Annotated in this window: 20 protein-coding genes; 12 read left to right on the top strand and 8 right to left on the bottom strand. The window is 59.7% G+C overall.

Translation table 11 applies throughout. The features are described 5' to 3' along the window. Positions 1 to 192: 192 nt before the first annotated feature. The 3 genes from KQI84_03830 (at position 193) to KQI84_03820 (ending at position 2601) form a co-directional block, all read left to right on the top strand. The gene (locus KQI84_03830; GenBank protein ID MCB2153989.1) at positions 193 to 627 is read left to right on the top strand and encodes a septal ring lytic transglycosylase RlpA family protein; all 435 of its coding nucleotides are present in this window, start codon (positions 193 to 195) and stop codon (positions 625 to 627) included. A gap of 15 nt (positions 628 to 642) precedes the next feature. Then, the gene (locus KQI84_03825; protein ID MCB2153988.1) at positions 643 to 1071 is read left to right on the top strand and encodes an NUDIX hydrolase; all 429 of its coding nucleotides are present in this window, start codon (positions 643 to 645) and stop codon (positions 1069 to 1071) included. A 189-nt stretch (positions 1072 to 1260) separates the two neighbouring features. Beyond that, the gene (locus KQI84_03820) at positions 1261 to 2601 is read left to right on the top strand and encodes a response regulator SirA (GenBank protein MCB2153987.1); all 1341 of its coding nucleotides are present in this window, start codon (positions 1261 to 1263) and stop codon (positions 2599 to 2601) included. Positions 2602 to 2649: 48 nt separating this feature from the next. Here KQI84_03820 and KQI84_03815 read toward each other — a convergent pair whose 3' ends face one another. The 3 genes from KQI84_03815 to KQI84_03805 all read right to left on the bottom strand — a co-directional run bounded on the left by KQI84_03815 (position 2650) and on the right by KQI84_03805 (position 7233). Further along, the gene (locus tag KQI84_03815; GenBank protein MCB2153986.1) at positions 2650 to 4086 is read right to left on the bottom strand and encodes a M23 family metallopeptidase; all 1437 of its coding nucleotides are present in this window, start codon (positions 4084 to 4086) and stop codon (positions 2650 to 2652) included. A gap of 61 nt (positions 4087 to 4147) precedes the next feature. Continuing rightward, the gene (locus KQI84_03810) at positions 4148 to 5431 is read right to left on the bottom strand and encodes a M23 family metallopeptidase (GenBank protein ID MCB2153985.1); all 1284 of its coding nucleotides are present in this window, start codon (positions 5429 to 5431) and stop codon (positions 4148 to 4150) included. Between the two features lie 221 nt (positions 5432 to 5652). Next, positions 5653 to 7233 carry a glycosyltransferase family 39 protein gene (locus KQI84_03805; protein ID MCB2153984.1) on the bottom strand — a complete coding sequence of 527 codons (1581 nt, stop codon included), beginning with the start codon at positions 7231 to 7233 and terminating at the stop codon, positions 5653 to 5655. Positions 7234 to 7612: 379 nt separating this feature from the next. On the opposite strand from KQI84_03805, the gene pilM reads away from it, so the two are divergent. From pilM to miaB, 8 genes are all read left to right on the top strand, one after another. Continuing rightward, a complete protein-coding gene (gene pilM, locus KQI84_03800; GenBank protein MCB2153983.1) occupies positions 7613 to 8758 on the top strand; it encodes a type IV pilus assembly protein PilM in 1146 nt (381 codons plus the stop codon). Positions 8759 to 8761: 3 nt separating this feature from the next. Next, the gene (locus KQI84_03795) at positions 8762 to 9532 is read left to right on the top strand and encodes a hypothetical protein (GenBank protein ID MCB2153982.1); all 771 of its coding nucleotides are present in this window, start codon (positions 8762 to 8764) and stop codon (positions 9530 to 9532) included. Between the two features lie 88 nt (positions 9533 to 9620). Beyond that, positions 9621 to 10175: a type 4a pilus biogenesis protein PilO gene (locus KQI84_03790; protein ID MCB2153981.1), complete on the top strand. Its 555-nt coding sequence runs from the start codon at positions 9621 to 9623 to the stop codon at positions 10173 to 10175. Between the two features lie 41 nt (positions 10176 to 10216). Then, positions 10217 to 11128, top strand: a complete 912-nt coding sequence (locus tag KQI84_03785; protein MCB2153980.1) for a hypothetical protein — start codon at positions 10217 to 10219, stop codon at positions 11126 to 11128. Positions 11129 to 11183: 55 nt separating this feature from the next. Continuing rightward, positions 11184 to 13166 (top strand): secretin and TonB N-terminal domain-containing protein, encoded by a 1983-nt coding sequence (locus KQI84_03780; GenBank protein MCB2153979.1) that lies wholly within the window; start codon positions 11184 to 11186, stop codon positions 13164 to 13166. Positions 13167 to 13250: 84 nt separating this feature from the next. Further along, on the top strand, positions 13251 to 14102 hold the full coding sequence (locus KQI84_03775; GenBank protein ID MCB2153978.1) for a hypothetical protein: 852 nt from the start codon (positions 13251 to 13253) through the stop codon (positions 14100 to 14102). Positions 14103 to 14195: 93 nt separating this feature from the next. Next, on the top strand, positions 14196 to 15233 hold the full coding sequence (locus KQI84_03770; GenBank protein MCB2153977.1) for an alpha/beta hydrolase: 1038 nt from the start codon (positions 14196 to 14198) through the stop codon (positions 15231 to 15233). 86 nt (positions 15234 to 15319) lie between these two features. Further along, entirely contained in the window at positions 15320 to 16657 is a 1338-nt protein-coding gene (miaB, locus tag KQI84_03765) for a tRNA (N6-isopentenyl adenosine(37)-C2)-methylthiotransferase MiaB (protein MCB2153976.1), read from the top strand. On the opposite strand, the gene KQI84_03760 is transcribed toward miaB, so the two are convergent. The 5 genes from KQI84_03760 to KQI84_03740 form a co-directional block, all read right to left on the bottom strand. Beyond that, complete coding sequence (locus KQI84_03760; GenBank protein MCB2153975.1) at positions 16654 to 17400, bottom strand: methyltransferase domain-containing protein; 747 nt, start codon at positions 17398 to 17400, stop codon at positions 16654 to 16656. The two genes, miaB and KQI84_03760, sit on opposite strands and share 4 nt — an antisense overlap. Beyond that, positions 17400 to 18527 (bottom strand): 3-dehydroquinate synthase, encoded by a 1128-nt coding sequence (gene aroB / locus KQI84_03755; GenBank protein MCB2153974.1) that lies wholly within the window; start codon positions 18525 to 18527, stop codon positions 17400 to 17402. Before aroB ends, KQI84_03760 begins: the two co-directional genes overlap by 1 nt. Before the next feature lie 112 nt (positions 18528 to 18639). Further along, positions 18640 to 19038, bottom strand: coding sequence for a preprotein translocase subunit SecG (gene secG, locus KQI84_03750; protein MCB2153973.1), 399 nt, complete (start codon positions 19036 to 19038; stop codon positions 18640 to 18642). A gap of 135 nt (positions 19039 to 19173) precedes the next feature. Next, positions 19174 to 23385, bottom strand: a complete 4212-nt coding sequence (locus KQI84_03745; GenBank protein MCB2153972.1) for a hypothetical protein — start codon at positions 23383 to 23385, stop codon at positions 19174 to 19176. A 323-nt stretch (positions 23386 to 23708) separates the two neighbouring features. Beyond that, the gene (locus tag KQI84_03740; protein MCB2153971.1) at positions 23709 to 24686 is read right to left on the bottom strand and encodes a hypothetical protein; all 978 of its coding nucleotides are present in this window, start codon (positions 24684 to 24686) and stop codon (positions 23709 to 23711) included. A gap of 225 nt (positions 24687 to 24911) precedes the next feature. Between KQI84_03740 and KQI84_03735 the strand changes: the two genes are divergently transcribed. Continuing rightward, complete coding sequence (locus tag KQI84_03735; GenBank protein MCB2153970.1) at positions 24912 to 26570, top strand: hypothetical protein; 1659 nt, start codon at positions 24912 to 24914, stop codon at positions 26568 to 26570. The last annotated feature ends 187 nt before the right edge of the window (positions 26571 to 26757 follow it).

The following is a 26757-nucleotide window of genomic DNA, read 5'->3' as shown; positions in this document are numbered from 1 at the left end:
AGAGGTGTCATTCCCAGACAACCTATTTTCCTCCCTCCCCTCCTCCAAGGGCTGGAGCCTCCTTCGCGGAGGCTTCGGCTCTTTTTAGCACCCTGATTCTCTTCCCCGATCTGCACCAAAACATGCACAATCCCGTGGACGACTCCAGCCGTTGGCTGCTTTCATCCAAGGACCTTTGAACGAGGCGATTCTATGGCTTCCCGCATCCTGAAAGAACGACTTGTCTTCGTCGGAGGCGTGCTGTGCGCGCTGCTTGTTATTCTTACGGCCTGTGGGCTGGACGGAGAATACGCGTCTGTCGTCGGGCCTGATGGCCGCACGGTGAAATTCCGAGCAACGGGCGAGGCCTCGTGGTACGGCCCCGGGTTTGCCGGTCGGCCGACCGCCAGCGGCGAGATCTTCAATCCGGACCAACTGACCGCGGCCCACGGCAACATTCCGCTCGGCAGCGTCGTTCGGGTTACCAATCTGGAAAATGGCAGGTCAGTTGTCGTGCGCGTCAACGATCGGTTTCCCGGCACAAAGGGTCGGATCATCGATCTGTCGCGTGCCTCGTTTGCGTCGCTCGCACCGGTCGAGCGGGGCGTTATCCCTGTTCGCCTGGAAGTTCTTCAGGCTGTTCACTAATCGAGAGGAAATCCGATGGCTATCTCTGTAACCGTCGATGTGATTCTGTTTGCTGTCGAGAACCAGGTACTGCACGTGCTGCTGATCCAGCGCAAGAATCCTCCATTTGCAGATGCCTGGGCGTTCCCCGGCGGTTTCCTGGATGAAGGCGAGGATCTGGAGCCGGCGGCCCTTCGCGAACTGCAGGAGGAGACAGGGCTTTCGCTGGAAGACGGAGAGCTTTGGCAGTTGGGAGCCTACGGGACTCCTGGACGCGATCCTCGTGGGCACACGATCACCGTCGCCTTCTTCGGCGTGCTTCCGGAGGATATGCCCGAGGTTAGAGGCGCTGACGATGCGGCAAAGGCGCAGTGGTGGCCGATCGAGTCCTTGCCGGAGCTCGCGTTCGATCATGGCGATATTCTGAACGAAGCCCTGGCCGCTGTGGCCGGGACCGACGACTGATCGCCGACTGACTCCCATCAGAACATTCGAGAATATGCGTTCGAGCAGCGCTGCGCATTCCCCATGGGGGAGTGATCTCGTCGTGAAATGCTCGGTGTTCTGAAATTATCTTTTGACCCCGCTGTCCAGTTTCTGCTCTCGTGCTCTGTTAAGACTCCGCTGGGAGGACTCCCTACTCGCGAGGCGATCATGGAAACGCATATCACGCACATCTACAAACGAAACGGTCAACTGGTGAAGTTCGACCAGAAGCGCGTCACGGATGCAATGTTCCGGGCGGCGGCATCGATCGGCGGCAAAGACGTCGACCGTGCTCGAGAATTGACCGACATCGTCGTCGGGATCATGAACGGGCAATACGAGAAAGGGCAGTATCCCACCGTTGAGGAGACGCAGGACATCATCATCAATGTTCTGCAGCGCGAAGGCCACATGCGTACGGCGCGCGCGTACGCCGCTTATCGCCAGGAACACTCTCGCCTGCGCCGCAAACGCGAAACCGGCGAGGTTCCGGATACCGTCCCTTACAAGCTGCTCTGGGAAGTCGTGAACTGGAATGTCGACTACGGCTGTGACACGATCTATCATCTGAATGAACACATTCGCCGCGGCACGTTCCCGATTCTTGTTCGCGAGGCGGAACGCGTCTATCAGCGGGAGATCGATAAGCTGGCGCGCGAGATCGAAGAGCGTCTCGACGACGTGAAGATCGTTATCGTTGCCGGTCCATCGAGTTCTGGCAAGACCACGACGACGATTCGCCTGGGCGAGAAGCTGGCGCACAAGAACGTCGAGTTCGTCACGATCGGTCTCGACAACTATTTCTATGACCTCGAGACGCATCCGAAGGACGAATTCGGCGACTACGATTTCGAACGGCCGGAGGCACTCGATATTCCGCTCGTGAACGAGCATCTGGCCGCGCTGATCGAGGGCAAAGAAGTGATGATGCCCTACTACAACTTCAAGACGGGCAAGCGCGAACCGGAAAACGCCAAGCCGTTCAAGCTGGCGAAGAATCAGATCCTGATCGTCGATAGCTTGCACGGTTTGTACGAGCCGCTGACAGCATCGGTTCCGGCGGATCGAATCTTCCGCATGTACATCGAGGCGATGTGTCAGATCAAAGACAACAACATGGAGTTCGTCCGTTGGGCGGACCTGCGCATGTTGCGTCGCATGGTGCGCGATTCATGGGCGCGTGCTTACTCGCCAAACCAGACAGTTGGGCACTGGCACTACGTCCGGCGCAGCGAATTGCAGTACATCGTGCCTTATCTTCACACGGCAGACTTCGTGTTCAACGGCTCGCTTCCCTACGAACTGCCGGTGCTGAAACGTCACCTTTGGAAGTACATGGACGAGATTCACAGCACCTACGAGAACGAGCCAAAGCGCTACGATGCGTCCATTCGCGCACGGCGCGTGCATCGACTGCTCGATTCGATTACGCAGTGTGACAACGAGGAGTGCATCCCGGAGTATTCGCTGATGCGCGAGTACATCGGCGGCAGTTGTTACAAGTACTGAGAATCGTAAACAGTGAGGCGGCCGCCGAGAAGCGGCCGTTCTCCTTTTTTACTGAACGACCCAGCCATCATAAGGGCCAGTGCCGAGAAGTTGCCTGGACAGGCTGAGCTGCGTGGAACTCGTGATGCCGTCGGATGCCGTGACTGTGCATTCCACAACCTGTCCGGCATTAGCTTCATAGGCAGGCAACATGTCCGAAGTCGCTGCAATCGTTACATCGCGGCGTACGTCTCCATCGACCGTCCAGAGGAACCGGTAACGAACGACATCGTAGTCAGGATCGCGCAGAATGATGGGCGCTTCCACCTGGCACCGAACGGCTTGAGTGTAATTGGGGGACGGAGGAATGAAAGACAGTCCCTCCGCCGGCAGGGGAGGGCGATTCACGCCGGACTCGGGCGTTTCGACAACTTCAAACGGTGCGTTGGCGACAACGTCGCCATCCAGCGTCAGCTCGACTATCCAGGTGCCTGTGACGTCGAAGTTGATGTTGTAGTTCCACCACCAGTAGGAAGTCCGATAGAAGTTCGAGTTCGCAAAGGCCTGTGCTCCACTATCGTACCGAACCGAGTCATCGGGGCGGATGAATCGAACGCGCCACGGGCACTCTGCGGGGAAGTTCTGAGCGATAGTCCAGAAGCGAATCGGTTGCACGCCCGTCCCAAAATAAGCCTCGCGATCTGTATCGACCGGAGGGCCTGCCCAGACCGACAGATCGTCTGTCGTGATCGCGAACTCTCGCAGATAGAGATCCCGCCGAAAGGCCGGCTGGTTTTCGAAACCGCTGTCTCCCGGGCGGCACGCACCGGCAAAGGGCTCGTAGTAGCTATCATAGAGGCGAGACTCGAAGTGCAGGTGCGGTCCAGTGCTGTATCCGCTGCTGGCCGTCAGCCCGATCTGCTGGCCCGCCTGGACTGTCTCTCCGGGACTCACGCTGACGCTGCCATTCTTCAGATGCCAGTACCACGTTGTGTGCTCTCCTCCGTGGTCGATGATCACATAGTTCGCCTGATTGTTTGGATCCCAGGTTGTCTGTTCGTCGAAGTTCCCATCCTGAATCGCTACGACGGTCCCCGGCAGCGCGGCGTAAACCGGCACGCCGATGTCTTTGCGCGTCCAGGTCGTGATGTCTGAATCGATTCCCTGGTGCGTGTCGTACGTGTAGCCGGTGCACTCGTAGTCCTGGATTCCGGCGGATGGATCGAGATCGACGAAGTTGTTCGGGAAGATATCGCCCCAGAATTCCCCTGCCTGAGGATAGAACGGATACAGAGTTGGGGGCAGGATAACGCCACCTTCAACGCGGCTGGCGCGGTACTTCGCCAACTTCGCTTCAGCTTCCTGACGCTGCAGCTTCGAAATACAATCCGCCGGCGGTTGTTCATCGAGCTCGCGACCGCCTCCGAGGCCATCGGCCGAGGCTGTTCCCGCGGTCAGAAGAAAGGGCGATGCGAAGAGCAGAATGGTTGTGCGCAAGAAGCTCATGGCGGGAATCCTCACGGGGCGACGATAGCGGCGGCCAGGTGCGGATTCCGTGCCGATTCGACTAGAACATCATCCAGCCACGCAGCCCAATTCCCTGCACCGTCATGGAGATTTGTCGAGCTTCGGATTCCAGCAAACCGTCGCTCGCTGTGACGGCGCATTCGACCGTCTGGCCGCTCTGTGCTTCGAAGGCAGGAAGCATATCCGAGGGGGCTGCGATTGTCACGTCGCGGCGAATCTCGCCGTCGACCCTCCACACGAATCGATAGCGCAACTGATCGTAGTCCGGATCGCGCACAATCCACGGAGCGATTGCATCGCAGCGAATCGCATCGGCGACTGTCGCGGTTGTGGGCGAGAAAGCCAGGTCATCCGGCGGCAGGGGAGGGCGGTTCGGGCCAGATTCGGGCGATCCCACGACCTCAAACGGCGCCTCGGCCATTACCTCGCCATCCAGCGTCAGTTCGATCGTCCAGGTTCCCGTCACGCTCAGATCCAGTAAGTAGCTCCAGTACCAGAAGGACTGACGATAAAGCGTGGGGTTTGAAAAGGAGTTGGAGCCGCTGTCGAAGGACAACGACTTGTCCGGCCGAAGAATACGAACGCGCCAGGGGCAGAAGGGCGGGATATTCTGGGCCATTGCCCAGAATCGGACTCGCTGGCCGCCCGTGCCGAAGTAGCCCTCGCGCGTTGTGTCGTCCGGAGGGCCGGACCAACTGCTGAGGTCTTCCTTGGTGACGATGAATTCGCGCAGGAATAGGTCGCGGCGAAATGACGGCTGGCTTTCGAAACCGCTCTCGCCTGGATGGCAAGTGCCTACAAAGGGATCGTAGGGAGAACCATCGAATCGGGACTCGAAGTGCAGATGCGGGCCGGTGCTCATACCGCTGCTTGCAGTCATGGCAATCTGCTGGCCGGCTCGCACGGTCTCTCCAACTTCCACCGCAACGCTGCCGTTCTTCAGGTGCCAGTACCACGTCTGGTGCGTGTTGCCGTGATCGATGATCACGTAGTTGGCTTTGTTGTTCGGGTTCCAATCCGTCTGCTCATCGAAGTTTCCATCCGCGACTGCGGCAACGATCCCTGGCAGTGCCGCATAGACGGGGACGCCGATGTCTTTCCGTACCCACGTCGCGATGCTTGTGTCGATACCCTGGTGTGAATCGTACGTGTAGCCAGTGCATTCGTAGTCGCTGATGCCCGGGCTCGGATCGACATCGAAGAAACTGCCGGGGAAGATGTCATCCCAGATTCTGCCAGCTTGCGGATAGAACGGATAGTGCGTTGGTCCTTCGGCGCGTGCAGCCTCCGGATTGGCTGCGCGGAAGGCTTCGACCTTCGCCATCGCGGCCTCTCGCTCCGCGTCTGAAATGCAGTTCGTGTGAGGCGCCAAAGGCAATTCACCGCCCCCGAACTCCTCGAGCATTTGCGTGGCGAAAGATGTGAAAGGGAACAAGCCCGCTGCCAGCGGGGCCAAGATCCTCCAGACACTCAACATGTACAGAACCCATCCCAAACGATCTCGGCCGATAGGTAGTGCGGATTTCGTGCCTGTTCGGAGGGTTTCTACTGGGGTCTAGGATTCTGAGGGCGTCTCAGGAAGGCAAACGCGGGATCGTCACGGAGTTCCAGCACCGGCTGGGCGCCTTCGAACTCCGGCTCCTGGGCCGCATATCCCGGGTCTGGGAGGGCACTTTGGGGGTCCTGGGCTGCATAGAGCGGCAGGTCGAAGCTGGAGAAGTCGATCCCCGGCGTTTCGATGTCCATCCGATGCAATTCCGGGCCCAGATACCACTTCCAGATCGGAGCCGAGCGCCAATTGAACGATGTGGCCGTGAACGATCCGCGCGGAAGCGATGCAATCCAGTCACGATTGTTCATGACCAGGCGCCTCTGTCCGGACGGATCGGGGGAGAGTTGTGGGATCGAAAGAAGCACGGCCGTCAGCAGCACCATTGCGATCGGAAACCAGCCGAGGGCCTTCCAAACGGCGTTCGCCTCCCCCTCCTGTCCCGCTCGATTCCAGCGCTCCTGGAACCGATCGAGGACGACGGCTGCCAGGACGGCGATTCCCGGGACGACGTTCAAGAACGACCGCTCGACCTTCCATGGATAGAGGCTCCAGACGACCAACGGGAAGAGCGTCCACCAGAGAAGGAGTCGCTGATCCGACCCTTCGATGATCGGCTCGCGCTTCATCCAAATGAGTCCGACCACGCCGACAATCAGAAGCCAGTGCATTCCCGCCGCGAGTGTTCCGATCAGGTAGAACCATGCCGCCGCTCCGTAGCCGCGAACGCCATCGGTTGATTCCGCTGCGCCTGCTGCGATCACGGCTTCTTCGCCGCCGGCGACCTGGTGAACGGCGAAGTTGTAGTACAACTCGCCAAAGAAACTGCGGAAGTCCGGATAGGCATTTCGCAGAACGAAGTCGACACCGAGCAAAGCGCCTTCGAATAGGCCGGCTGACACAATGCCCCCTGCTATCAGGGCGATGCGTGTGCGACGACTCCAAAGCGGCCAGGCTCCGATGCCCAGTGCGAGCATCAAAGGAGCAACGTTATAATGGCATGTGAACGCTGCGAACGCGACGGCACCCGCGAGCGCAGCGCGCCATGCTTTGCCATCTGCATGTTCCATAATCCAGAAGGCGAGGAGTGCGAGAAAGACAGCGGGTTCTACACCGAGCGCCATTCGGCCAAACTGCAGCACGAGTGGATTCAGTGCGACCAGGAGTCCTGCATAAAGTCCTGTACGCCATCCGAATCGCTTTTCCGCAATGGATTGCGTGAGTGCTACGACTCCAACGCCGCAGAGGACGGAGAGGGCAAGCGCTCGGCCGCTGGTCAAACCGCCAGTCAACAGATCCAGAAATGCTAAAATGAATATGTACCCAGGTTTGGCTGCAAAATAGAGGGTCCCGCCGCCCTGGTGGATGGCATCTCGGATCTCGGCGATCGAATTTCCCGAGAAAATGCCGCGAATTCCCTCGGCAATCGTGTGGGCCGCCAGAAGAAAATGCCCTTCATCGTAAACGGCTATTGCCCTCCCGGCAGCGCCCGCGGCTAAAATAACCAGCATGAGAACAGCCGGGCCGATTCGGATGAGAATATTGGGGCCTTTCAGGCCTTGTTCGAGGCGGCGCATCGGAGACTCCGGGAAAAGGGCTGTTTACACGGCCAACTCAAACGGTTACAAGGGATGAGATGGGGGCGCAAGCCCGGTGGGGCCAGTCTGGCGGTGCTGATTTCCCTTGCGGCGGTGTGTTCGGCTCAATCATGACTTACACCAGAAGAATCGAAACTTGGCGAGAGAGAGCAAAATCCGGATCAAACTGCCATTTTGCGATAGCAATTGGTCCCGGGTGCGTCGGATCCCGATCAACTGAAAGGGAGAACGAGTGCATCTAGTATTGCGCCCACTTTTCTAGGTAGGGCAATCTGGCCTTCGACTCCTATGAGACGAGATCCAGAAAGGTCCAGGCAGAGAGCAGGGCACCGAGACCTAACGACTAGAGGGATTGCCCATGTTTGGCTCCAAAACCGTCATCGGTTTGGATATTGGATCGGATAAAGTCAAAGCGATCCAACTCAAGAAGCGTGGAAACCGGCTCGAGGTCGAGAAGTTCGGGATCGCCGATGTCTACCCGAACGGCGACAAGAGTTCGCCGCCGGCAGATCCTCGCGAATTGAAGACCCAAGCCATCCGGCGGGCGATTGATGACGCCCGCATCACCGCCAAGTACTGCGTCAGTGCTGTCAGCGGCGAATCCATCATCGTGCGGTATATTCAACTTCCTCAAATGCCAGAGGCCGAGTTGAAGAACGCGCTGCGGTGGGAGGCGGAAGAGTATATCCCCTTCCATATCGACGAAGTGAATATCGACTCGGTCGTCCTTGGCCCTTCGGCCACGGCGGGCAAGGTCGATGTTCTGCTCGTTTCCGCCAAGAAGGACCTGGTGAGCGAGCACGTCGGCCTGGTGCGCGGCGTCGGCCTGACGCCCGTGATTGTCGATGTGGATTCCTTCGCCTTCCTGAACAGCTACGAAATCGCCTACGAGCCTCAGGCTTCGGACTGCGTGGCTCTGGTGAACATCGGAGCGGAGATCACCAATATTAATATCTACCTCGGCGGGACGTCGCGATTCTCTCGCGACATCAGCATCGCCGGCAACGCGGTCACCCAATCGATCGTGCAGAAGACCAGCGTTCCCTACAAGCGTGCCGAAGAAATGAAGCAGGCCATCGGGGCGCCGATGCCGGAGAACGCCGAAGCGACCGAAGAAGAAGAGTCCTCGCTGATCAGCTCGATCCGCGGCACCGTGGAGCGCATTACCGGCTCCGACCTGGGTGACGAGACGCTCGAAGCATCGGTCAACAAAGCAACTCGCAATGTTCTGATGAACCTGGTGGGCGAGATTCGCCGCTCGGTTCAGTTCTTTGAAAACCAGGCGGGCGGACACACCGTCTCGCGGCTCATCCTCGGCGGTGGCACATCCCGGATGCCTCACTTGCCCCAGTTCCTGTCCTCCGAGTTGGAAATGGAGGTCGAGTTGTTCGACCCGCTGCGCAACTTCCAGGTCGCCAGCGGCGTGAACACCGACTTGCTCTCGGCGTCCAAGGAACACCTTGGGGTGGCGATCGGGCTCGCCCTGCGAAAGGTGGTGGGATAGGCTATGATTCGGATTAACCTACTTCCCCAAGAGACGGCGGCGGACGTTCGCGGTGCCGCCAAGACGTCCGAAACCAGCGGTACGATGGTGGTCGCCCTGATCCTGATCATCGCCTTCGCGGTGGTCCTTGGTGGCGGCGGCTGGATCTATAACTATCGCAGCAGCGAATTGAAGAGGACCGCCAGAGTCAAGGCCGAAGCCAAGAAGGTGGCGGATGAACTGAAGGACATGAAGACCCAGTACGCAGAGGTCCAGGATTCGATGACGGCTCTGCGCAACCAGATCGCCGTCCTTAAGGCCCTCGATCCCGAGAATCGCCTCTTCTGGGCACGTAAGCTGAACATCCTGCCGATGTTGGTTCCGGAAGGCGTTTTCCTGACCAACATCCGCGTGGTAGAAGATGTGAAGGAAGTTGAAACGGCAGAGTCGCGTGCACGCTATGCGGCGTGGGCAAAGAAGAAGAAGGGCCCGGCCCCATCGCGCGTTATGAAGCCCGTGATCAAACAGAAGCTGGATATGGAAGGCGTCTCCTACGTGGAGAACGGAACCAGCGACCAGCGACTGCAGTTGATCATCGACTTCTATCGTTCGCTGGAGAACAACAAGGTCGAAGTACCATTCTCTGGCGAACAGGTCGGCTTCATGGAGCACTTTGAGCCGAACATCGCGTTCTCGCCCTTTGAAGCGGCGAAGATCAGCAATCGGCAGTGCTCGAAGTTCAAGTTCACTCTCATCAGCCAACCGCTGACATCCGAGGATAGCGCAGGCGGTTGATGCAGCCATCCGGACCGTGGCGTGAGCCGCAGCCGGGGTAGTTTGACGAAACCTACGAAACGGACGACCAGCCGGAGGATTGATCACGATGGTCTTTACCGAAAAAAACAAGCAGGCGCTATTGATCGGGCTGATCATGGCTGCGTTCCTAGGGTTCCTGGTGGGCTATTATTACTGGCTGAGCAAGCCGGTCATCGCAAAGACCCAGAAGGAACGCGGTACCCTGAATGCGCAGATCAAGAAGGATCAGGCCGAGATTAATCGCATGCGCGCTCTGATTGAGAACACTGCCGAGCGGGAACAGATGGCAGAAGTGGTTCGGCGGGCGAAGGAGCGGTTGCCCGAAGATCGGCGCGCCATCGAATTCCTGACCCTGCTGCGCGACAGCCTGACAAAGACGGGCGTTGTGCAGACTCGCGTGGCTCCGGAAGCTCCCAAGCGCCGCGCGCTGTATGAAGAGATCCCCTACAGTGTCAAGGGATCGGCACGTTACCATGAATTCGGTCAGTTCCTGAACCTGATCGAATGCAACCCCGACCGCTTCATGCGTGTGAACGGGTTCTCGCTCTCGAATGACCCGAATCGCCCGAGTATTCACCCGATGGAAGTTGGGATTTCGACATTCATGTTCCGGTCTCGATGAGACCCGCCTCCGAGAGGAAGAGGCACGGAAAGGATCGCAAGATGAGAATTCGCCCAACGCCCTTGCTGCCCGTTGTTGTGCTGGCGTTGCTTTCCCTTCTGGCCCCCAGAGGGATCCAGGCACAGCGGTCTGCGGAGTTGGTTGCCGCATCGGACGTCGAAAACGCCGGCTTGGACGAAGGCACTACTGAGGAGGCCGAGCCGGATCTCGCCTCTCAGTTGCCCGCCGAGGATGAGGCCGTCTTCGAGTTCGACGAAGGCAATGATGCAGCCAATGGTGACGATACTCAGATCGAGGCGACGGTCGAGGAGATCGAGATGCTCATCAGCCTGCCGCGCGCCGCTCAGCTCGGACGCGAGGCCGATGAGGACCCCCGATCCCCGCGGAACCTGTTTGAGACCAAGGAAGTTCGGGAAGCCCTGCTGGGGACGAAGCCCAAGTTCGTCTACTTCCCCCAGGGCATCGATCCGATGATCATTCCCTGGGTTCGCAATCAGATCGTCGTCAACGAACTGCTCGACGATGTACGCGAATTGATGGCTCTCGGCGATCTGCCAAGCCTTCGCAGGGCGCAGGAGATCACCGAAGAAATCACCACGAAGTATAAGGACACCCAACAGGCGCCGGAAGCCAATCGCCTTCGGTCACAGATTCTTCGTCAGATTCAGATCCTAACGCAGACGGACCCCGAGCGCGTCAACCAGCCGCACGCGACCCCCACGCCGGATATCAATCCGCCTCCGCGCTGGGTTATTGAAAATACCCGTGGTGTGATTGTCGATAAAGTTCAGCCGGAAGATTCCTACGTCTTGATCGGCGATGACATCCTGCGCCGGGGCGACAAAGTTCCCCGTTTCCCGCAGGTCGTCATCCAGGATATTCTGCCCGGTGAAGTCATCTTCACTTACCAGGACAATGAGTTCCTGGTTCGTGTGAAGAGCGAGGAAGGATAATCCAATGAACCATTCCCGTAGCGCAGGCGAGAATTCAAAAGGAGCCCTTTTCCCGATGCGATTGGTTTCTCCATTACCCAGCCTCGCCGGAGGCCTTGGCACGCTGCTCTTGGCGGCCGGGCTGTGGGCCGGGCCCCAGCTTCATGCCTGGAACCTGCAGCAAACGCAGAACCAGGAGCGGGTGCGAATCCGGTGGACGGAACCGGCGCCCATCGAGATCAACGAGTTCCCCGCGGCCCGACAGGTCGTCGTGACCATTCCGGAGGCCTTCATGACCTCCGATCTGGCTCCCCTCGACACGTCCGCCAGCACGCTTCTTCAGTCCGCCAAGGCGCAGTCAATCAACTTGGCAGACGGGCGCGAAGCCGTGCAGGTGACATTCGACTTGCGCGAATGGCGTGATGTCCACGCCGTCGCCGGCGCTGGATGGCTGACGCTGTCCTACGAGCGGCCGGGCAGCATCGAGGTCCACAACGCGTCCGTGAGCGATGCTCCTTCCACGCGGAAGGTCATCAAGCTCAGCAACGCCGACCTCGAAGCGCTCGATGCCGACCAGTTCGGCTCCAGCAACACGCCCGCGACCGGTGCCGGTCAGGCAGATGCCCAGTCCGATGCCTTCGCTCCCTTCTACGTCCCGCCGGATCTGACCCCGGAAGAGAAGGCGCAGCAGATGGGCACCCAGGACCTGGGTATGCTGACCACCATGGACATCCTGAATCGCACCGTCGATCTGGATTTCAAGGATGCCGAACTCCAGAACGTCATCCGTCTGATTGCCTCGAAGCTTGGGCTGAACATCATCCTGACGCCGGACCAGGTGAACGGACGCGTGACGCTCAGCCTCAGTAATGTGCAGGTTGGCGACGCGCTCGACGCGCTCCTGAAGTCCCGCAACCTGGCCTACAAGATCGAGAATGGCGGCATCGTCCGCATCGTCGATCGCAAGCTGGTTCAGCCGGAAGAGAAGGAAACAATCATTCAGTCCGTTTCGCTGAACTGGGTGGATGCGGATGAGATCATGGACGCGCTCGATCCGTTCATGAGCGACTCCGGCGAAGTTCAGTCGTCCGAGAAGGCCAACGTAATCATCATCAAGGACGTGCCCGATCGCATCGCGACGCTGCAGGACCTGATCACCCGCCTCGACGTTCCGGAGAAGCAGGTGAAGATGGAAGTCCGCCTGGTTGATATGTCCGAGAGCGCCTCCCGCAATCTGGGTCTGCGCACGACATGGACGAAGCAGGACTTCACGACCCTCGTCCCGGTGGAAGAAGGCGAACTCGGCACCGCGGTCGATCTGGCGAAGACCTTCGGCGGATTCGGCTCCTCTGCCGGCGTCGATTCCTTCTTCATCGATCACATCGCCGACAATGTTTCGATCTTCGGAAACGACTACATCCTGCAGATGCGTCTCGAGGCGGAAGAGAACCGTGGCGAGGCCGTGACGCTGGCCAACCCGACGATTCTCTCGCTGAACAACACTGAAGCCAGCATCGAGATCAAGCGTCAGGTCCCGTACCGCGACGCCGTCAACTCGACGCAGGGCTCCGTGGCCTCGATCCGTTTCGCGGACCTTGGCACCAAGATCACACTGACCCCGCGCATCACCAACCACGGCTACGTCCAGATGGAGATCCAGCCGGAGCAGAAGATCCTCGTCGGTACCGACGCTGCCACAAATGTCCCGATCATCGACGAGCGCTTTGCCGAGACATCTGTGATCGTGAAGGACGAGCAGACGGTCGCCCTCGGCGGTCTGCGCCAGTTCGATACGACTCTGAACGAAACGGGCGTTCCCTGGCTGCTTCGTGCGCCAGTCATCAGTTGGCTGTTCAAGAGCCAGTCCTCCACACAGAACCGCGTCGAGCTCTTCCTGTTCGTGACGCCGCACATCGTCAAGGACCCGCAGCCCGAGGTCTACGAGATGGGCGTATACGAGAAGATCGATTACAACTGGGATCTGCCGGATTACTACTACGATGAAATTCGCGCCCGCAAGGGACCGAAAGAGCAGATCGACCCGAAAATCAAGTACTGATGGCCCAGGCCATAAATGCTGATTCCGCCGCCTCCCTCGAAACAGGGAGGCGGCGTTCTATGAAGCCACCGTGCGATGAAACCCATGACTGAACAGGAGATCGTCAAGGAGCGCAGGATCCCGTTGTCTTTGGGCAGCGCGATTGCGTTGTGGTTTGCGGCCTGGTTCTTCACCGGACTCGTCTGGGGGCCGCCACTGGGGCCGATGTGGATAAACCCGCTGCCCTATTGGCTGTACGTCGTTGCGCAGTTCCTTCCACTGGTCATTACACTGACCGTCTCGCTTGCGCTCATGGCGCTCCTGGCGCTCCAGGCGCCTTCGCGCAATACACTGATTGTGCTCGGCGTCGTTTCCTTCGCGGCCCTGCTGGGTTGCGGCATCTTCTTGCCCACCCAGTGGCGTCTCCTTGTCCAGGGCCCGCTGCTGATGCTCTTCGGAATCGCGCTGGGGTTCGGACTGGCGCGCAGTTTCCAGCAGCGCGAATGGATTATCCCGGTCCTTGTGATCCTGATCTTCATCGACGTTTACAGCGTCTTCCTTGGCCCAACGAAAGCCATGATGGAGAGCGATCGCGGAGCCAAGGCCGCCGAATACGTCATGGTGACCTTGCCCTCTTCCAATCCCGATCGCCCATTCGGCGTCCAGCCCTTCTTCGGTTTTCCCGACGCGCTCGTGATGGCGCTGCTGCTCGGGTTGGCCGTGCGATTCAGCCTACCCCTCCGCCGGACGGCGATCGCGGCGGTCCTTGGACTCTTGATCGCCATCGCATTCGCCGGCCTGACAGGCGTGGGCACCCCCGCTTTGCCTTACATCTGCGGGGTCTTCTGGATCTCCCAGGTCTCCCGCCTCCAAATGGACAGGAAGTCGGCGACTCAACTCATCACCTTCCTGGTTATCATCTCGGCAGTCGTGGCCGTCCTGCAGTTCTTTCGATAATCTCACGGTCTTCCCAAAATCCGCCAACAATCCCCTTGACTCACGACGCCTCATAAGTAAGTGTTTGTTTATAAATGGTTATGGAGAGCGTACATGCTGTTCAGAAGATCAAAAAACACCCCCAGGAGGCGACGCCGTCGGACCATCGTTGTCGCGCTCATTCTGCTGGCGATCGCTGGCGTCTCCTCCGCACTGCTGGCTCTGAGCGGTTGCTCTCACGCGCCGATCGGTTGGGAAAAGGTCCCGGGCAACACGGACATCGTTCCCGTCCTGTTCGTCACCGATCGGGCGGCGACCAACGACGGGCAGTTCGGCCCGGACCGCGCCGAGAGCCTTAGCTACGGCGTCGCGTGGGTGACTTTGCCGCCGGACCGGGAAACCGGCGAGTACCCCCGCCCCGTCCCTGCGGCGCCCCTGAAGGCCGAACGACACGTTGCCCTGATCTCCATCGAGCCTCTCAGCCGAGAGGGCTTCCTGGCGCGCCTGGACGATTCCTGGAGCAACAATCCCGACTCACCACGACTGCTCTTTGTGCCGGGTTATGGACTGACTTTCGAGTCCGCTGCCTGCCGTCTGGCTCAGATGGCAGACGACATCGATGCGGAGCCGCCTGTGCTCTTCAGTTGGCCCTCGCACGGGAGTTTCACGCGATATGCGCGCGATCATCGCGTGGCGGCGGATTCTGTTCCGACTCTTCAGACTTTCCTCGAAGACCTTGCCACAGAACGCGCCGCCGGTCGATTCGGCGCGTACGGCGTTGCGGCTCACAGCACGGGGGCAGAGATTCTTTCGCGCGCCCTGGCGGAGCGTCACAATCCTGCGGAGACGGTGGCCGACCAGGCGATCTTTTTCGCGCCGGACGTCGATGCAGGCGTTCTGGCAGAGCGCACGACCCTCTTCACGGGCATCAAGGAGACGACAATCTACGCGTCGACCGATGACGTTTCGCTTTGGCTATCGCGGGTTCTGCACGGAAACGAGCCGCGTGGGGGCGAGGTTGCCGGCTGGTTGGATCCCCAAGCTCGAATCGTCGACGTCAGCGACGTCACCACGCAGATGTGGGGGCACATTTACTATCGCGACAGCCCCGAAGTACTGTCCGATCTCCGCCGGGCACTGACTTCCAGGTAAGCCTGCGCCTTGACAAGGCCGCCGTCTCGCTGGGAGTCTCCGGCCGCACGAGGCGAGGGAGGCAATTCGCCGCGGATGGACGAGCAATGGCCGGGACTTACAGCGTAATCACCTATGGGTGCCAGATGAACGAGCACGACTCGGAGATCATGGAGGGTCTCCTGAGGGCTCGTGGGATGGAGCGTTCGGACGACGAACGCACCGCCGATGTGATCGTGTTCAACACGTGCACGGTCAGGGACGGCGCGGAATCCAGAGCTTACGGCCGCATCGACAGCCTTTCGACCTCCAAGCGCGAGAACCCCGAGCAGGTCATCGCAATCTGCGGCTGCGCGGCCCAGGACAAGGGCCAGGCGCTGCTGGAGCGCTTCCAGCACGTCGACCTGATCATCGGCACACGCGATTACGTGAAGATCGACCAACTCGTCGACGAGGTTCGCCGCACCGGCCAGCGCATCGTCGCCGTTGAGGATCTGGATAAGCCGCTTAGTCTCCCGACTGTCCCGATGCGCAAGTCGAGCCTGAAGGCCTTCGTAAACATAATGTTCGGCTGCAACAATCGTTGCACCTTCTGCATTGTTCCGAAGACACGCGGCGTCGAGTACAGCCGCACACTGGAAGAGATCGTCGCGGAGGTGAAGACTCTCGCCGAGGCGGGCTTCCGCGAGATCTGTCTGCTGGGCCAGAATGTGAATTCTTATCTGGACGAGAAGCGGAACGACTTTAGCGACCTGCTGCATGCGCTGAACGAGATCGATGGGATCTGGCGAATTCGCTACACGACCTCGAATCCGAAGAGCGCGCGCGACCGGCACCTGTCCGCGATCGCAGAGTGCGAGAAGGTCATGGAAAGCCTCCACCTTCCCGTGCAGTCCGGCAACAATCGGATTCTGCGCGAAATGAAACGTGCCTACAATATCGAGCGCTATCGCTACCTCGTTGACATGTACCGCGATCTTTGTCCGGACAGCGGGCTGACTACCGACATCATCGTCGGATTCCCGACGGAAACCGACGAGGAGTTCGAAGAGACGATCAAGCTTGTGGAGGAGATGCGCTACGACAGCGCATTTATGTTCATGTACTCCCCGCGGGCCGGCACGGTCGCGGCGGACACGATGCGGAACGACGTGCCGATGCGCGTGAAGAAGGAGCGCCTTGAGCGGTTGATCCAACTGCAGGAGTCGATCAGCGCAGAGGTCAATGCCGCCGAGGTTGGCCGCGTACACGAGGTTCTGGTGGAAGGTCCCGCGAGGCGCTACAACGATATGATGGGACGTACGCGCACAGACAAGACCGTGATTCTGCCTGGCGATGAGAGCCTTGTCGGTAAGCTGGTCCAGGTCCGTATCACTGACGGGCACTCACACACGTTGAAGGGTGAATTGCTGGCCGACAAGCCCGCCATGGCGATGGATGCCTAAACGGCGCGAGCCACGAGAACGATCTCAGAGCTTTCGTCCGCATCGAACTCTTCGCCTTCGTAATCCCCGTACATCGCGGTGACCTGAAGGTTACTAAAATCCAGTTCGGCCACGATCTCGGCCTTGCTGTAGAGCTGCAGTTCCAGCGACCACTCCTGCTGTTCCTTGCCAATTCGCCAGACCCCCGCGCCGCGCAGCGTGTTCTTTGCGGGATCGAACGCGTACTCTTCGGTCATGGTCAGCTTTGGGCCGACGGTGTGGGAGGGCTCGAACTCCTCCGCAATCTCGGCCATCACGGGACCATTCGGGATTTGAAGTACGAATAGTCCACCGGAGGAGAGGACGCGCCGGATCTCCGCCAGTATCGCCCGATTCTCCTCGCGCGAGAAGTAGCCGAACGTGTTGAAAATGCAGTAGGCACCGCGAAAGGCTCCGTCGGCGAATCCCAGGCTGCGCATATCGCTGCAGACGGCGCGTCGGCCACGAGTAGGATGGCGCTTCAGCAGGTGGGCGAAACGATCTGTCCCGGTGACGTCGAAGCCGCGGTGGCGCATGGCCCGAACATGGCGGCCAAACCCACAACCGATATCCAGAATTGGACCTGGGCGGACCGGCCGCAGCGCCTTCTCCAGGAACGATGCTTCGCGTCGCGTCTCGCGTGGGTTGGCTAAGGGGCCTTCGTAAACTTCGAGGTACAGCGGACTGAAGTAGTCCTGCCACCAGGAACTCGCCGGTTTGCTCATCAGCTCGCACCGAGCTCCTTCAGGACAATGGCAACTTCTTCGGCCTCGACGTCGCGCACCAGTTCCACCTCGCCCATTCGCACTGGCAGGACGTAGCGGATGCGCCCCTTGCGCACCTTCTTGTCCATCTGTGTGCGTTCGATCAGCGTCTCCGCACTCAAGCCTTCCGGAACACGCGTCGGGAGACCGGTGCGTTCCAACAGTTTCACCAGGCGATCGTGCTCAGTCTGCGTCCACTCCTCGTAAGTATCGCGATTCAGCGAGATCATCGAGGCCACGACCATGCCGATTGAGATCGCTTCGCCGTGGCGCAACTTGCCGTATTTCGTTTCCGCCTCGATTGCATGCCCAACCGTGTGCCCGAAATTCAGAATCGCGCGCAGGCCGGATTCGCGTTCGTCCTCCGCAACGACGTCGGCCTTGATTTCGACGGAGCGCTTCACTGCGTGAACCAGTTGCTCATCGTACCCGGGCTGGAAGATCGTATCCAGATTCTCCTCGAGGAAATCGAAGAATTCGGCATCGCGAATGACGCCGTATTTGATGACTTCGGCCATGCCGGAGATACGTTCCTCGACAGGCAGTGTCTTCAAGCAATCCAGATCGGCCAGAACCATTGCCGGCTGCCAGAAGGAGCCGACGAGGTTCTTGCCTTGTTCGAGGTTCACGCCGGTCTTGCCGCCAACGCTCGAATCCACCATGGCCAGCAGCGTCGTCGGAACTTGCACAAACGCGATCCCGCGCAGGTACGTGGCGGCAGCAAACCCCGTCAGGTCACCCGCCACGCCGCCACCGAGAGCCACCATTGCGGAATCGCGCGCGAAGGCTCCATCCGCCAGCATCTCCCAGAGTTGCCCGATGCACTCAACGCTCTTGGTCTTCTCACCGGAAGGCATCGAGATGATGCCGACATCGAATCCGCTGGTTGCGAGTGTCTTCGTCAGCAGCTTGCTCCAGGGCGACTCGACCGCCTCGTCGCAAACAACCAGGACCTGGTCTCCCTCAACAACTTCGCGAAGGAAACTCCCAGCCGTATCGAACAATCTGCGGCCGATGATAATCTCGTAGGAGCGTTTGCCCAGTTCGACACGTACGCGCGCAGCGGAGTCGGAAGATGCCGGTTCCATGTGATTGTCCTTTCCGGATACTTTGCTCCCCCGGGCGAAATGGCCGCGGGGGAGGGGTTGGAAATCAAGGCTGGAAAAAGGTACGCGCCCCGGCTGGGGCGCGCAACAGAACTCATTCGGAGGCCGGTGCTGGACCTTCGACCGGTGGCGTCTCTTCCGAGGCCGGCGGTGTCGCGCCCGGCTCCTCGGTGGCGACCGGTTCGGCCGGCGTGACAGCCGCCGCTTCGCCGGAACCGAGGTCCAGATCGTTTCTTTCGCGTTCATGCCACGTGCCGAGCATGGTCAGGAGAATTGCAATCACGAAGAATGCGGCCGTGGACCAGGCTGTCCATTTCGAAAGGCTCTTCTCGGCCTGCGAGGCGCCGAGGGTTTCGCTGATCGCAGCCGAGGCGCTTCCGCCTCCGAGGCTGCCCATGCCGCCACCCTTGCTCGGCTGGATGAGGACGATCAGGACCAACCACGTGCAAAGGACCACGTATGCGAGGCCCAGAATAACCATCAATACTGTCATTTTCCGTACCCTATTCTATCCGGTTCGGGGAATTAACCCTCCACGGACAGGCACACAGGGCCTGTCCAAGGGCCGTTGACCCTTGGTCGCAGGCCCCCGGGGTGTCAAGGCCAGGATTGCGGAAGTTCGCTTTCCCTAGCCGGTGAATTCGACCAGATCTCCCGAATCGACCTGGCCATCACCGTTCAAGTCCGCCGGCCGCATCTGGATGCCCAGAATGTGGTTCAGAATGACCTCCAGGCTGTAGACGTACGGGGCGGGATTCGGTGTAATCGTGATGCTGACGGAGTCGCTTGCGGTCAGCTCCTCGAGGCTCTTGACCACCAGTTCAAACTCGAAGACTTGCTCCGTAGGGCTCGGGGAGACCTCAAAATGAGGCGTCGCCGTATCGGCGTCCTTCAAATCCACTGAGTCGCCGCTGGTTTGGGTCCAGGCGTACGTCAGATCCTCGCCGATCGGATCATAGGAACTGGTCCCATTCAGGTAAACGACCTGCGTCGATCCGACGTTGATCCGCTGGTCCTCGCCAGCGCTTGCCACGGGCGGCAGGGGAGGCGGTTGAGGCATGGACGAAGGTTCACCGAACCATGCCTTGGTCCAACTATCCGGAATCCCGGCATCCGAGGCACCAGGCCACAGATAGTCGAGCCCGTAGAAGTACTGGCCGATCTGGATGCCGACTTCGTGATTCCAGCCACCCAGGTTCGCATCGTCGATGCAAAGTTCCGCTCCCCAACTTTCGCCATCCCGTATTGCTGCCACCTGGAAGCCGGGCCGAGATTCGAAGTCGAACGTGAAGGCTCCACTGCCGTTGGGAACCAGCGTCACAGTCTCCGAGTCATCGCTGACTCCAAAGGCGATGTCGGAGCCGGTGACCTCCGGTCCGCCGCTGTTGTCCAGATCGAGAAGAATCGCGATGAGTCGGCCGTACGGATCGGTGGTCGTGAACTGCAGACCGCTGAAGCACGCGTAGAGTTTCCCGTCGCGGTGCAACATGCGGACCTCGTAGTAGGACCCGTCATCGTAGGGAACGCGAATCAGGCTTCCATCTTCGTACACGTCATCGCATCGACCATCGATCGCGATGGCCGAACCGCCAACTGTCGGAATTGTGACGGGAGCGATTTCGAAGTGACGCGTTGTGCTGCCGGAGGCGCCTTCGCTGTCCATCGCCGAGATGGTCAGTGTGTATTCTCCGGGGAGGAGATCGTCGTACTGAACCATCGAGCCGACGGGGGCTCGAGCTTCCGGTCCAGTGAGCGACCACACGAGGGAATCCGCCGGCAGGCTGCCCTCGTCCGCATCGAGTGCCAGTGCGCACAGCGTAATCATGTCTCCGTACGGAATCGTCTCACCTTCTTCCACGCCATCGAGCAGTATCAACGGCGGGTGATTGTCGATCGTGATTGGACCGAGATCGTGAACCACCGTATTCATCCCGTCGGAGAACAGGAGCTTGAAGCGGCAGGACGCTCCGCCGGGTAGTCGATCCAGTGGCAAGTCCACTCCGTTGTAGGGATTCTGCGCGCCCCAATTGCGCCACGTCGTGCCGTCGTCGTTGCTGTAGAGAACCATCGTCTGAATCGCATCGCCATCCGCGTCCCAGGCATTCCAGCGCAGCCTGACAAGCCCGGCGCCCGCATCCACTTCCGGCGCGGCGACTCGAACGTCCGGTGCATTCGCGGTGCGAGTCACCACATACGCCGTGGCGCCGTCGACCTCGAATTCGAGCGAATGAACATCGTTGTTATAGGGCAGCCATGAGTAGATCATTCCCAGCGCTGCATCGCCGTCTCCGACCGGGAACGGATCGACTTCCTGCGAATGCAGAGATGTTCCCGAGACATCGCGAAGAATCAACGTTTGCTTGAAGAACCCGGCATTCCCGACAGCCGGGAAATCGGGTTGTTGCGCCAGGCCTGCCGGCCAGGCGAAAAGATTGGCGATCTGGTATCCGCCCGAGACTGGCTCGTATAGCGCACCAATCACAAGCTGATCGTTGAGGGGATCGCCTTGGATTTTCGTGCGCGCGTCGGAGCGCAATCCCGTGTTGATGCTTGTCGGTCGGCGCCAGCGATCGTCGCGGTAGTACTGTCCGGAAATCCATCGCGGCAACCGATACGACATCAAGTCGCCGGCCTCGGTCGGCCGAACGACCGTACGCGTCATTCGATCGAATCCCATGTAGCGCACATTGCTGCCCGACGGCCCCATGTTACATTCATTCCAAGGGTAGCCGCTTTCGTAAGGCCCGTCAGGTTCTTCCCCGCATCCTGTATTGTGAATGTGCAGGATTCCGGCGACGTGCCCCCACTCGTGAGCGATCGAAAGCGCGCCGCGCGGCTGGTTGAAACTATTCAGATCCGAGATGCCGCCCTCCATACGAACCAGGGCTCCCGTGACTGGGAAGGCGACGCCGTTGAAGTTGGGTACGCCCGGCGGAACCATCGCGACCTGCAGATTTCCGTAGAGATAGTTGCTTGACAAGGTTGAAACTGAAAGATTGAGCAATGCCCAATTCTGTTCGTTCGGCATTGTCCACGGACCGAGGTCGATCCCCAGGATATTCTTCTGCAGTACGCTGTCGACCTCTTCGACCGTGAGGTCTGAGAATGGCACGAACGCCTTTGCGCGTTCGATCATCCGTGGAAGTGACATCACGTTGCGCAGACGAATAATGGGCTGGTCCTTGACCTTCATTGGCCTGAAAATGAGGGACGGAGTCTCTGGATCGATCGGTTCTGCGTGAACCTGGATACCCGACTTCCGCGTCTCGTAGCTCACCGAGACCGTGTTGTTTGAGCGCGTCTCGGTTTCCGGGGCCAGATCGGATTCATTCAAAGTCATGCGGAACTCCATCGTTCCGGGGGTGATGTATCGTCCCGGAACAATCCAGAAGAACGTGCGGGGATTTCGATTGTCGAAGTTATCCCGCGTATTTGCCGGTCCGCTCGTTCCATCCAGTCGAGCCAGCCACCGCGGCTGGAATTCCTCGACGAGAACGCCATCGTCGTAGACCCGCAGCCACCCGTCGACGGGCCAGCTTGTTTCGCCCGTTGTGTTCATGGCGAGATCGCCGTATCCGCGAACGACAGTGTCCTTGCCCGCGATCAGCGGAATGCGAAGACCAGCAGAGTCCTCCAGGGTCTGAGTCGTCTGAATGGCCTCCAAACCTTGCTCTCGAACATCCAGCGTCACCGCTGCGGAACTCGTCGCGAGACGCTTGACGTAGTGGCCCTCGGGGCTTCGCGGTTCGATGTAATAGAGCCAATCGCCGTCGGACGTCAGGCTGCCGACGTTTGACGACAGGGCTTGGATTGATGTTCCGGCGCCGGTACCGCTGATGACGTTTCGTTGTATCGAATAGGTGCCAGAGACGTTCTGGACGAAGTAGTAGTTATCGGAATCGACTGCGACGTTGTAGACTGAAGCGCCGATGCTATAATAGCGTTCCGTGACGACGCCGCTGGCGGGGGAGATATGAACCAGATAGCCGCCGACGTTGTTGAGGCCGCGCCCAGTCGAGCGGACAAGCGGAACGAATCGCGTGGCGAAGATCACCGTGGAACTGGGGAACGCCGATGTGTAGATGGCATAATCCTGAACAAAGTCCGTGAGAACCGTTCCCGGCGTCGTGCTGTTTGAGCCGACGTTCTTCAGATAAAGAGTATTCAAGCCGCTGTCGCCTGGCGCAACGGGCTCCGGCCCGACCATGTAGAAGATCCCCATCGTGCCGCTCGATCCGTAAGGTTCGATCTTGATCTTCTTGACCCAATTGTTGCTCGCGTTTGGTCCCGTGCCAGTTGCGACCAAGACACCGGCCGCCGCGCCGACGCTATCTTCGTTTGCGCGATAGATGCGGAACGCGTTGGTCGAGGTTGAACGCATCCCATAATACACGTCGCCATCGTGGTAGGCGAGCGATGTCACGGCATAGCCGGTTAGTGCGCTGTTCGTGACAAGATCGTTGCCGCCGGCGTTCGCTGTCGCATAGCGGCGATCGATCACGCGCGAGTCGCGCACGTAGAAGAAGTGTGCGTCGTTTCGAACGATGTTCGTTCCATCTTCGATGCCGAGGCAGTCTGAGAGCCGCGTGTAGTTCGGCGATGACGGATCGAAGCGGTAGGCCTTCCACAACAGGCGATCGTCGCCTGGATCTCCGCAGGAAGTCTTGTTATTCTGCCAGCAGTATAACCCGTTATTGTAGAGGTCCATACCGGCCAGGCCGTTATCTTCCTGGATCAGAATCTGTGCAAACTGCGCCCTCCCCTCAGTTGCCGTGAATGTTAGCACCAGCAATGTCAACGTCGCCAGAATGGCAGGACGGAGAACGCTTAGAGAACGCATGAATGCTCCTGTAGCAAAAAGTCAAGGTATCGGATATTGGCAATACTCAGGGCATATACCGTGCCCGGGGACGAATCGTCATGCCGTGGCAGGATATCGTGAGCACAGCTCTTCAACGTGAGGGCGATCGAAATGCGGATGTCGTTTCCTTGCAGGTATCGAGGGGCTGACATGCAAGATAGGCGCACTTCAAATACTGGTCAACTGTGAAAAAAAGCACAGAAAATGCATGAAAGATGGCCTAAAAGAAGATCGCGCTGGGGGACAATCTTGTCCTCCCAGCGCGAAGAAGTTGCATGGTGAAGTTTGACGAACTTCGCGTCCTATTCGCTGACCTCGAGCTTGCGATCCTCGACCGGTTGGAGCTTCTTGAGTTCCGGACGCTTCATTCTTCCCTGGGACCAATCCTGGACATCGTCGGGCTTCGATTCTTCGGACGACGATTCTGATGCGCCACTTGTTTCGAGCGAGTTCACGAGCGTGACAAGCGCCGGTGTCGCTGCGTCGACGGCTGCCTGGCTGCCCGTCATTTTCAGGAAGACGGAGCCTTCGGGGCCGCCCTCGATGATGATTCCGTACAGACCGGAGTTCTCCAGCGCTTCGCCGCTTCCGCCCATCATGGAGGCCTTCAGGGTACCGACGCCGTAGGTTTCCGTTACGTTGAGCGAGTCCACCTTCTGCTGGTAGATCTGGGGCTTCACCTCGTCGCTCAAATCAAGCTGACCCAGCCAGCGACTGACGTTTGCCACGGCCGAACCGCCCTGATCGCGTCCGAAGTAGTAGGCGACCAGTTCGGCGCCTCGGTCGGTGCCATCAGGAGCCGGAACCTGCCACTGGGCGGCGCGCATCATGCCGAGCTCGCCCTTGGGAACTTCCTTCCAGGAGGCGGGCACATCGAAGGAAATGCCAAACAGAGTCGCCTTGGTCCTGGCTACGTCCGCAGGCAGAGTTTCCCGATCGGCCGGAGGTTCGGCAAAACGCATCATCATCTGGCCCCCTTCTCCCTGGTTGATCTGCGGGTGTCCGGCAGGCAGCTCTGCACTGCCGTCCATCATCTGATCCATCGACGGATGGCCAGACGGCATCCCAGAGCTTCCACCCATCATCTCTCCCATCGAGGGATGACCCGCGGGCATCTCTGCGGCAGGTTGACTCGCCGGCTGCGACGCCTGCGCCACCTGGACCTCCTTGGTCCCCTCCTGCTCGTACAGGACTTGCTCATCATTGCAGGACGACACTCCGACCAGCGTGGTGCTCAGCACCGCGGTCAGGAGAGTTGTTCGGATCCATTCGTTAGCCATATGGGAAACTCCCTCATATTCAAGTGTGCTAGGTGCTGACATAGCCAAACCCGGGCCGACAAGCGAGAATTGGCAGGGCCAGCCGCCTTCCCCATATCTGACACGAGAAACCTCTGCTGGGTTCCTGTGCTCTCCGTAATCCCAATGAAACCATCGCCTTGAAGTAACAGGGCCACGCAGTCCCGCTTGCGTCTGTTCCATCGGGCGGGGGAAACACGGGGCGCTATGGAATCGACGACGCTTCGCTCGCGCATCGCCATTGCAGTGCTCTGCCTCGGGCTCTTTCCGCTGGCGCTGGTGACATATAATCACCTGGGCGAGGACGCGTTTATCACCTATCGGTACGTGGAGCAGTTTGCCGGCGGGCATGGCCTGGTCTACAATCGTGGCGAGATCGTGGAGGGATTCTCGAATCCTTTCTGGTTGCTGGTGCTGACGCCGGCGGCTTGGGCCGGGCTGAAGCTGCACGTGGCCGCGCGCTTGCTGACCGTGGCGTTTCTGGCGGGGCTTGTCTGTACCTCGTGGCTGGCGGCGCAGCGCCTGGTAGGGGAGAAGAACCGTTGGCTTGCTTGGTGGCTGCCGCTGGCGATCGCCTTGACCCCGATTCTGAACTACCACCGCGATCGCGGCCTGGAGACTGTCTCCTACGCGGCGCTGATGGCCGGGATGCTTCTGGTCTTCGGGATGCGGGCTTGGATTCTTGCGGCTGTCGCTGGGTGTTTCGTATCTATCAGTCGTCCCGAGGGGCTCGCATTCGTCATTGCCCTCTGGCCGGCGGCCGCATGGGAGATCTGGCGAACGCGCTCGCAGCGTTCCTGGTGGCGACCTGCTGCATTCGTGGCAGGGCCGCTGCTATTCTGGCTGATGATCGAACTGGGGCGCCGAGTCTACTTCGACAACTGGGTTCCCAACACGGTGACAGCAAAGGCCGGCGGCGCAGCCGGATGGCGCGAGCTGTTGCGGCTCGTGCTTTCCTGGTGGGGGATGCCGGTGCTGGGATTTGCCGGAGCGGCCCTTGCGTTTCGCCGGGATCGCAAAGACTTGCTGGCGCTTGGGACCGGGCTATTGATCGCGGCGGCGGCTGCTTTCCAACTGAAGATCGGCGACGTGCTGTCAGCCGGATTTCGCTACAGCGCTCCGATCGTCGTACCCAGCCTGATCGGTGTGTGGCTGCTGCTCAGGGAGGTTGGATCGTGCGTGAGGCCGGCAGTGCTCAAGATCGCAGCCGGGACACTTCTCGCACTCTCGCTTTGGATGCCCTACCTGGAGGGCAGTGCCTACATAGTTGGCTTGCGCGGCGAGGGGCCCGGAGCGCGCCTGCCGTCCCGAGTTGCTCGATTCCTCACAACCTGGGATCTGGGCACGCGATGGGAGTGGTTCTTCCACGACCCCATCCTGCTAAATGCTGAAGCCGGCCGCTGGGTGCGGGATGAACTAGTCCCCGAGCACCCCGGAGCCTTACTGGCGGCGGACCAGATGGGAATGCTGGGGTTTTACGTTCCGCCCGAAACGCACATTGTTGATATGTTGGGGCTTATGGATCGCCACGTGGCCACCTATCGACTGATGGGGATCGACTTGGCGCGGTATCTGGAGGAGCGCGATGTCTCGTTCATCCTGCTTTACTGCTGGGGGCCGAAGCCGCTTGAAGGCTGGATCGGCCCTGACGACGTGAATCGTGCGGCGGTTCCGTACCTGCGCCCCACCGTGGAGGAGACGCCGGGCCGCGAACTCTGGGCACCGTGGTACTACGTGCGGCCGCGGAATGACCTGGAGGCCGTTCAGTTCGTGGTTTATGGCCCAACGGAAGGCGCGCCGACGGAGCCGCAGATCATCCTGGTGGGCGAAACAACCGAGGAAATGAAGCGTCTTTGGGGGATCTGAGGGTATGCCTGAACGGGCATGAGAGATTCCGCCGGCCAGTCGGAGGGACCGGTCTTGCGGGGACGTGATTCTTTCGCTTGCTCCCCTTATAAAAAAAGCCGTAGGCATCCTCACCATTGACCTTGCGAACCCCAGAGGTTAAGCATTTTATAAACCCACCGGAAGCTACCCCGGGTATTTTATAAGA

Source organism: bacterium, from assembly GCA_020444065.1.
Lineage (GTDB): Bacteria > Sumerlaeota > Sumerlaeia > SLMS01 > JAHLLQ01 > JAHLLQ01.
Note: the sequence above shows the minus strand (reverse complement) of the source record. Positions and strands in the feature narration are given on the sequence as shown.

Bases quoted from the DNA above. Each gene is read 5' to 3' on its own strand.
- KQI84_03830 (MCB2153989.1), top strand. From the start codon at position 193: ATGGCTTCCCGCATCCTGAAAGAACGACTTGTCTTCGTCGGAGGCGTG.
- KQI84_03825 (MCB2153988.1), top strand. From the start codon at position 643: ATGGCTATCTCTGTAACCGTCGATGTGATTCTGTTTGCTGTCGAGAAC.
- KQI84_03820 (MCB2153987.1), top strand. From the start codon at position 1,261: ATGGAAACGCATATCACGCACATCTACAAACGAAACGGTCAACTGGTG.
- KQI84_03815 (MCB2153986.1), bottom strand. From the start codon at position 4,086: ATGAGCTTCTTGCGCACAACCATTCTGCTCTTCGCATCGCCCTTTCTT.
- KQI84_03810 (MCB2153985.1), bottom strand. From the start codon at position 5,431: ATGGCGAAGGTCGAAGCCTTCCGCGCAGCCAATCCGGAGGCTGCACGC.
- KQI84_03805 (MCB2153984.1), bottom strand. From the start codon at position 7,233: ATGCGCCGCCTCGAACAAGGCCTGAAAGGCCCCAATATTCTCATCCGA.
- pilM (MCB2153983.1), top strand. From the start codon at position 7,613: ATGTTTGGCTCCAAAACCGTCATCGGTTTGGATATTGGATCGGATAAA.
- KQI84_03795 (MCB2153982.1), top strand. From the start codon at position 8,762: ATGATTCGGATTAACCTACTTCCCCAAGAGACGGCGGCGGACGTTCGC.
- KQI84_03790 (MCB2153981.1), top strand. From the start codon at position 9,621: ATGGTCTTTACCGAAAAAAACAAGCAGGCGCTATTGATCGGGCTGATC.
- KQI84_03785 (MCB2153980.1), top strand. From the start codon at position 10,217: ATGAGAATTCGCCCAACGCCCTTGCTGCCCGTTGTTGTGCTGGCGTTG.
- KQI84_03780 (MCB2153979.1), top strand. From the start codon at position 11,184: ATGCGATTGGTTTCTCCATTACCCAGCCTCGCCGGAGGCCTTGGCACG.
- KQI84_03775 (MCB2153978.1), top strand. From the start codon at position 13,251: ATGACTGAACAGGAGATCGTCAAGGAGCGCAGGATCCCGTTGTCTTTG.
- KQI84_03770 (MCB2153977.1), top strand. From the start codon at position 14,196: ATGCTGTTCAGAAGATCAAAAAACACCCCCAGGAGGCGACGCCGTCGG.
- miaB (MCB2153976.1), top strand. From the start codon at position 15,320: ATGGCCGGGACTTACAGCGTAATCACCTATGGGTGCCAGATGAACGAG.
- KQI84_03760 (MCB2153975.1), bottom strand. From the start codon at position 17,400: ATGAGCAAACCGGCGAGTTCCTGGTGGCAGGACTACTTCAGTCCGCTG.
- aroB (MCB2153974.1), bottom strand. From the start codon at position 18,527: ATGGAACCGGCATCTTCCGACTCCGCTGCGCGCGTACGTGTCGAACTG.
- secG (MCB2153973.1), bottom strand. From the start codon at position 19,038: ATGACAGTATTGATGGTTATTCTGGGCCTCGCATACGTGGTCCTTTGC.
- KQI84_03745 (MCB2153972.1), bottom strand. From the start codon at position 23,385: ATGCGTTCTCTAAGCGTTCTCCGTCCTGCCATTCTGGCGACGTTGACA.
- KQI84_03740 (MCB2153971.1), bottom strand. From the start codon at position 24,686: ATGGCTAACGAATGGATCCGAACAACTCTCCTGACCGCGGTGCTGAGC.
- KQI84_03735 (MCB2153970.1), top strand. From the start codon at position 24,912: ATGGAATCGACGACGCTTCGCTCGCGCATCGCCATTGCAGTGCTCTGC.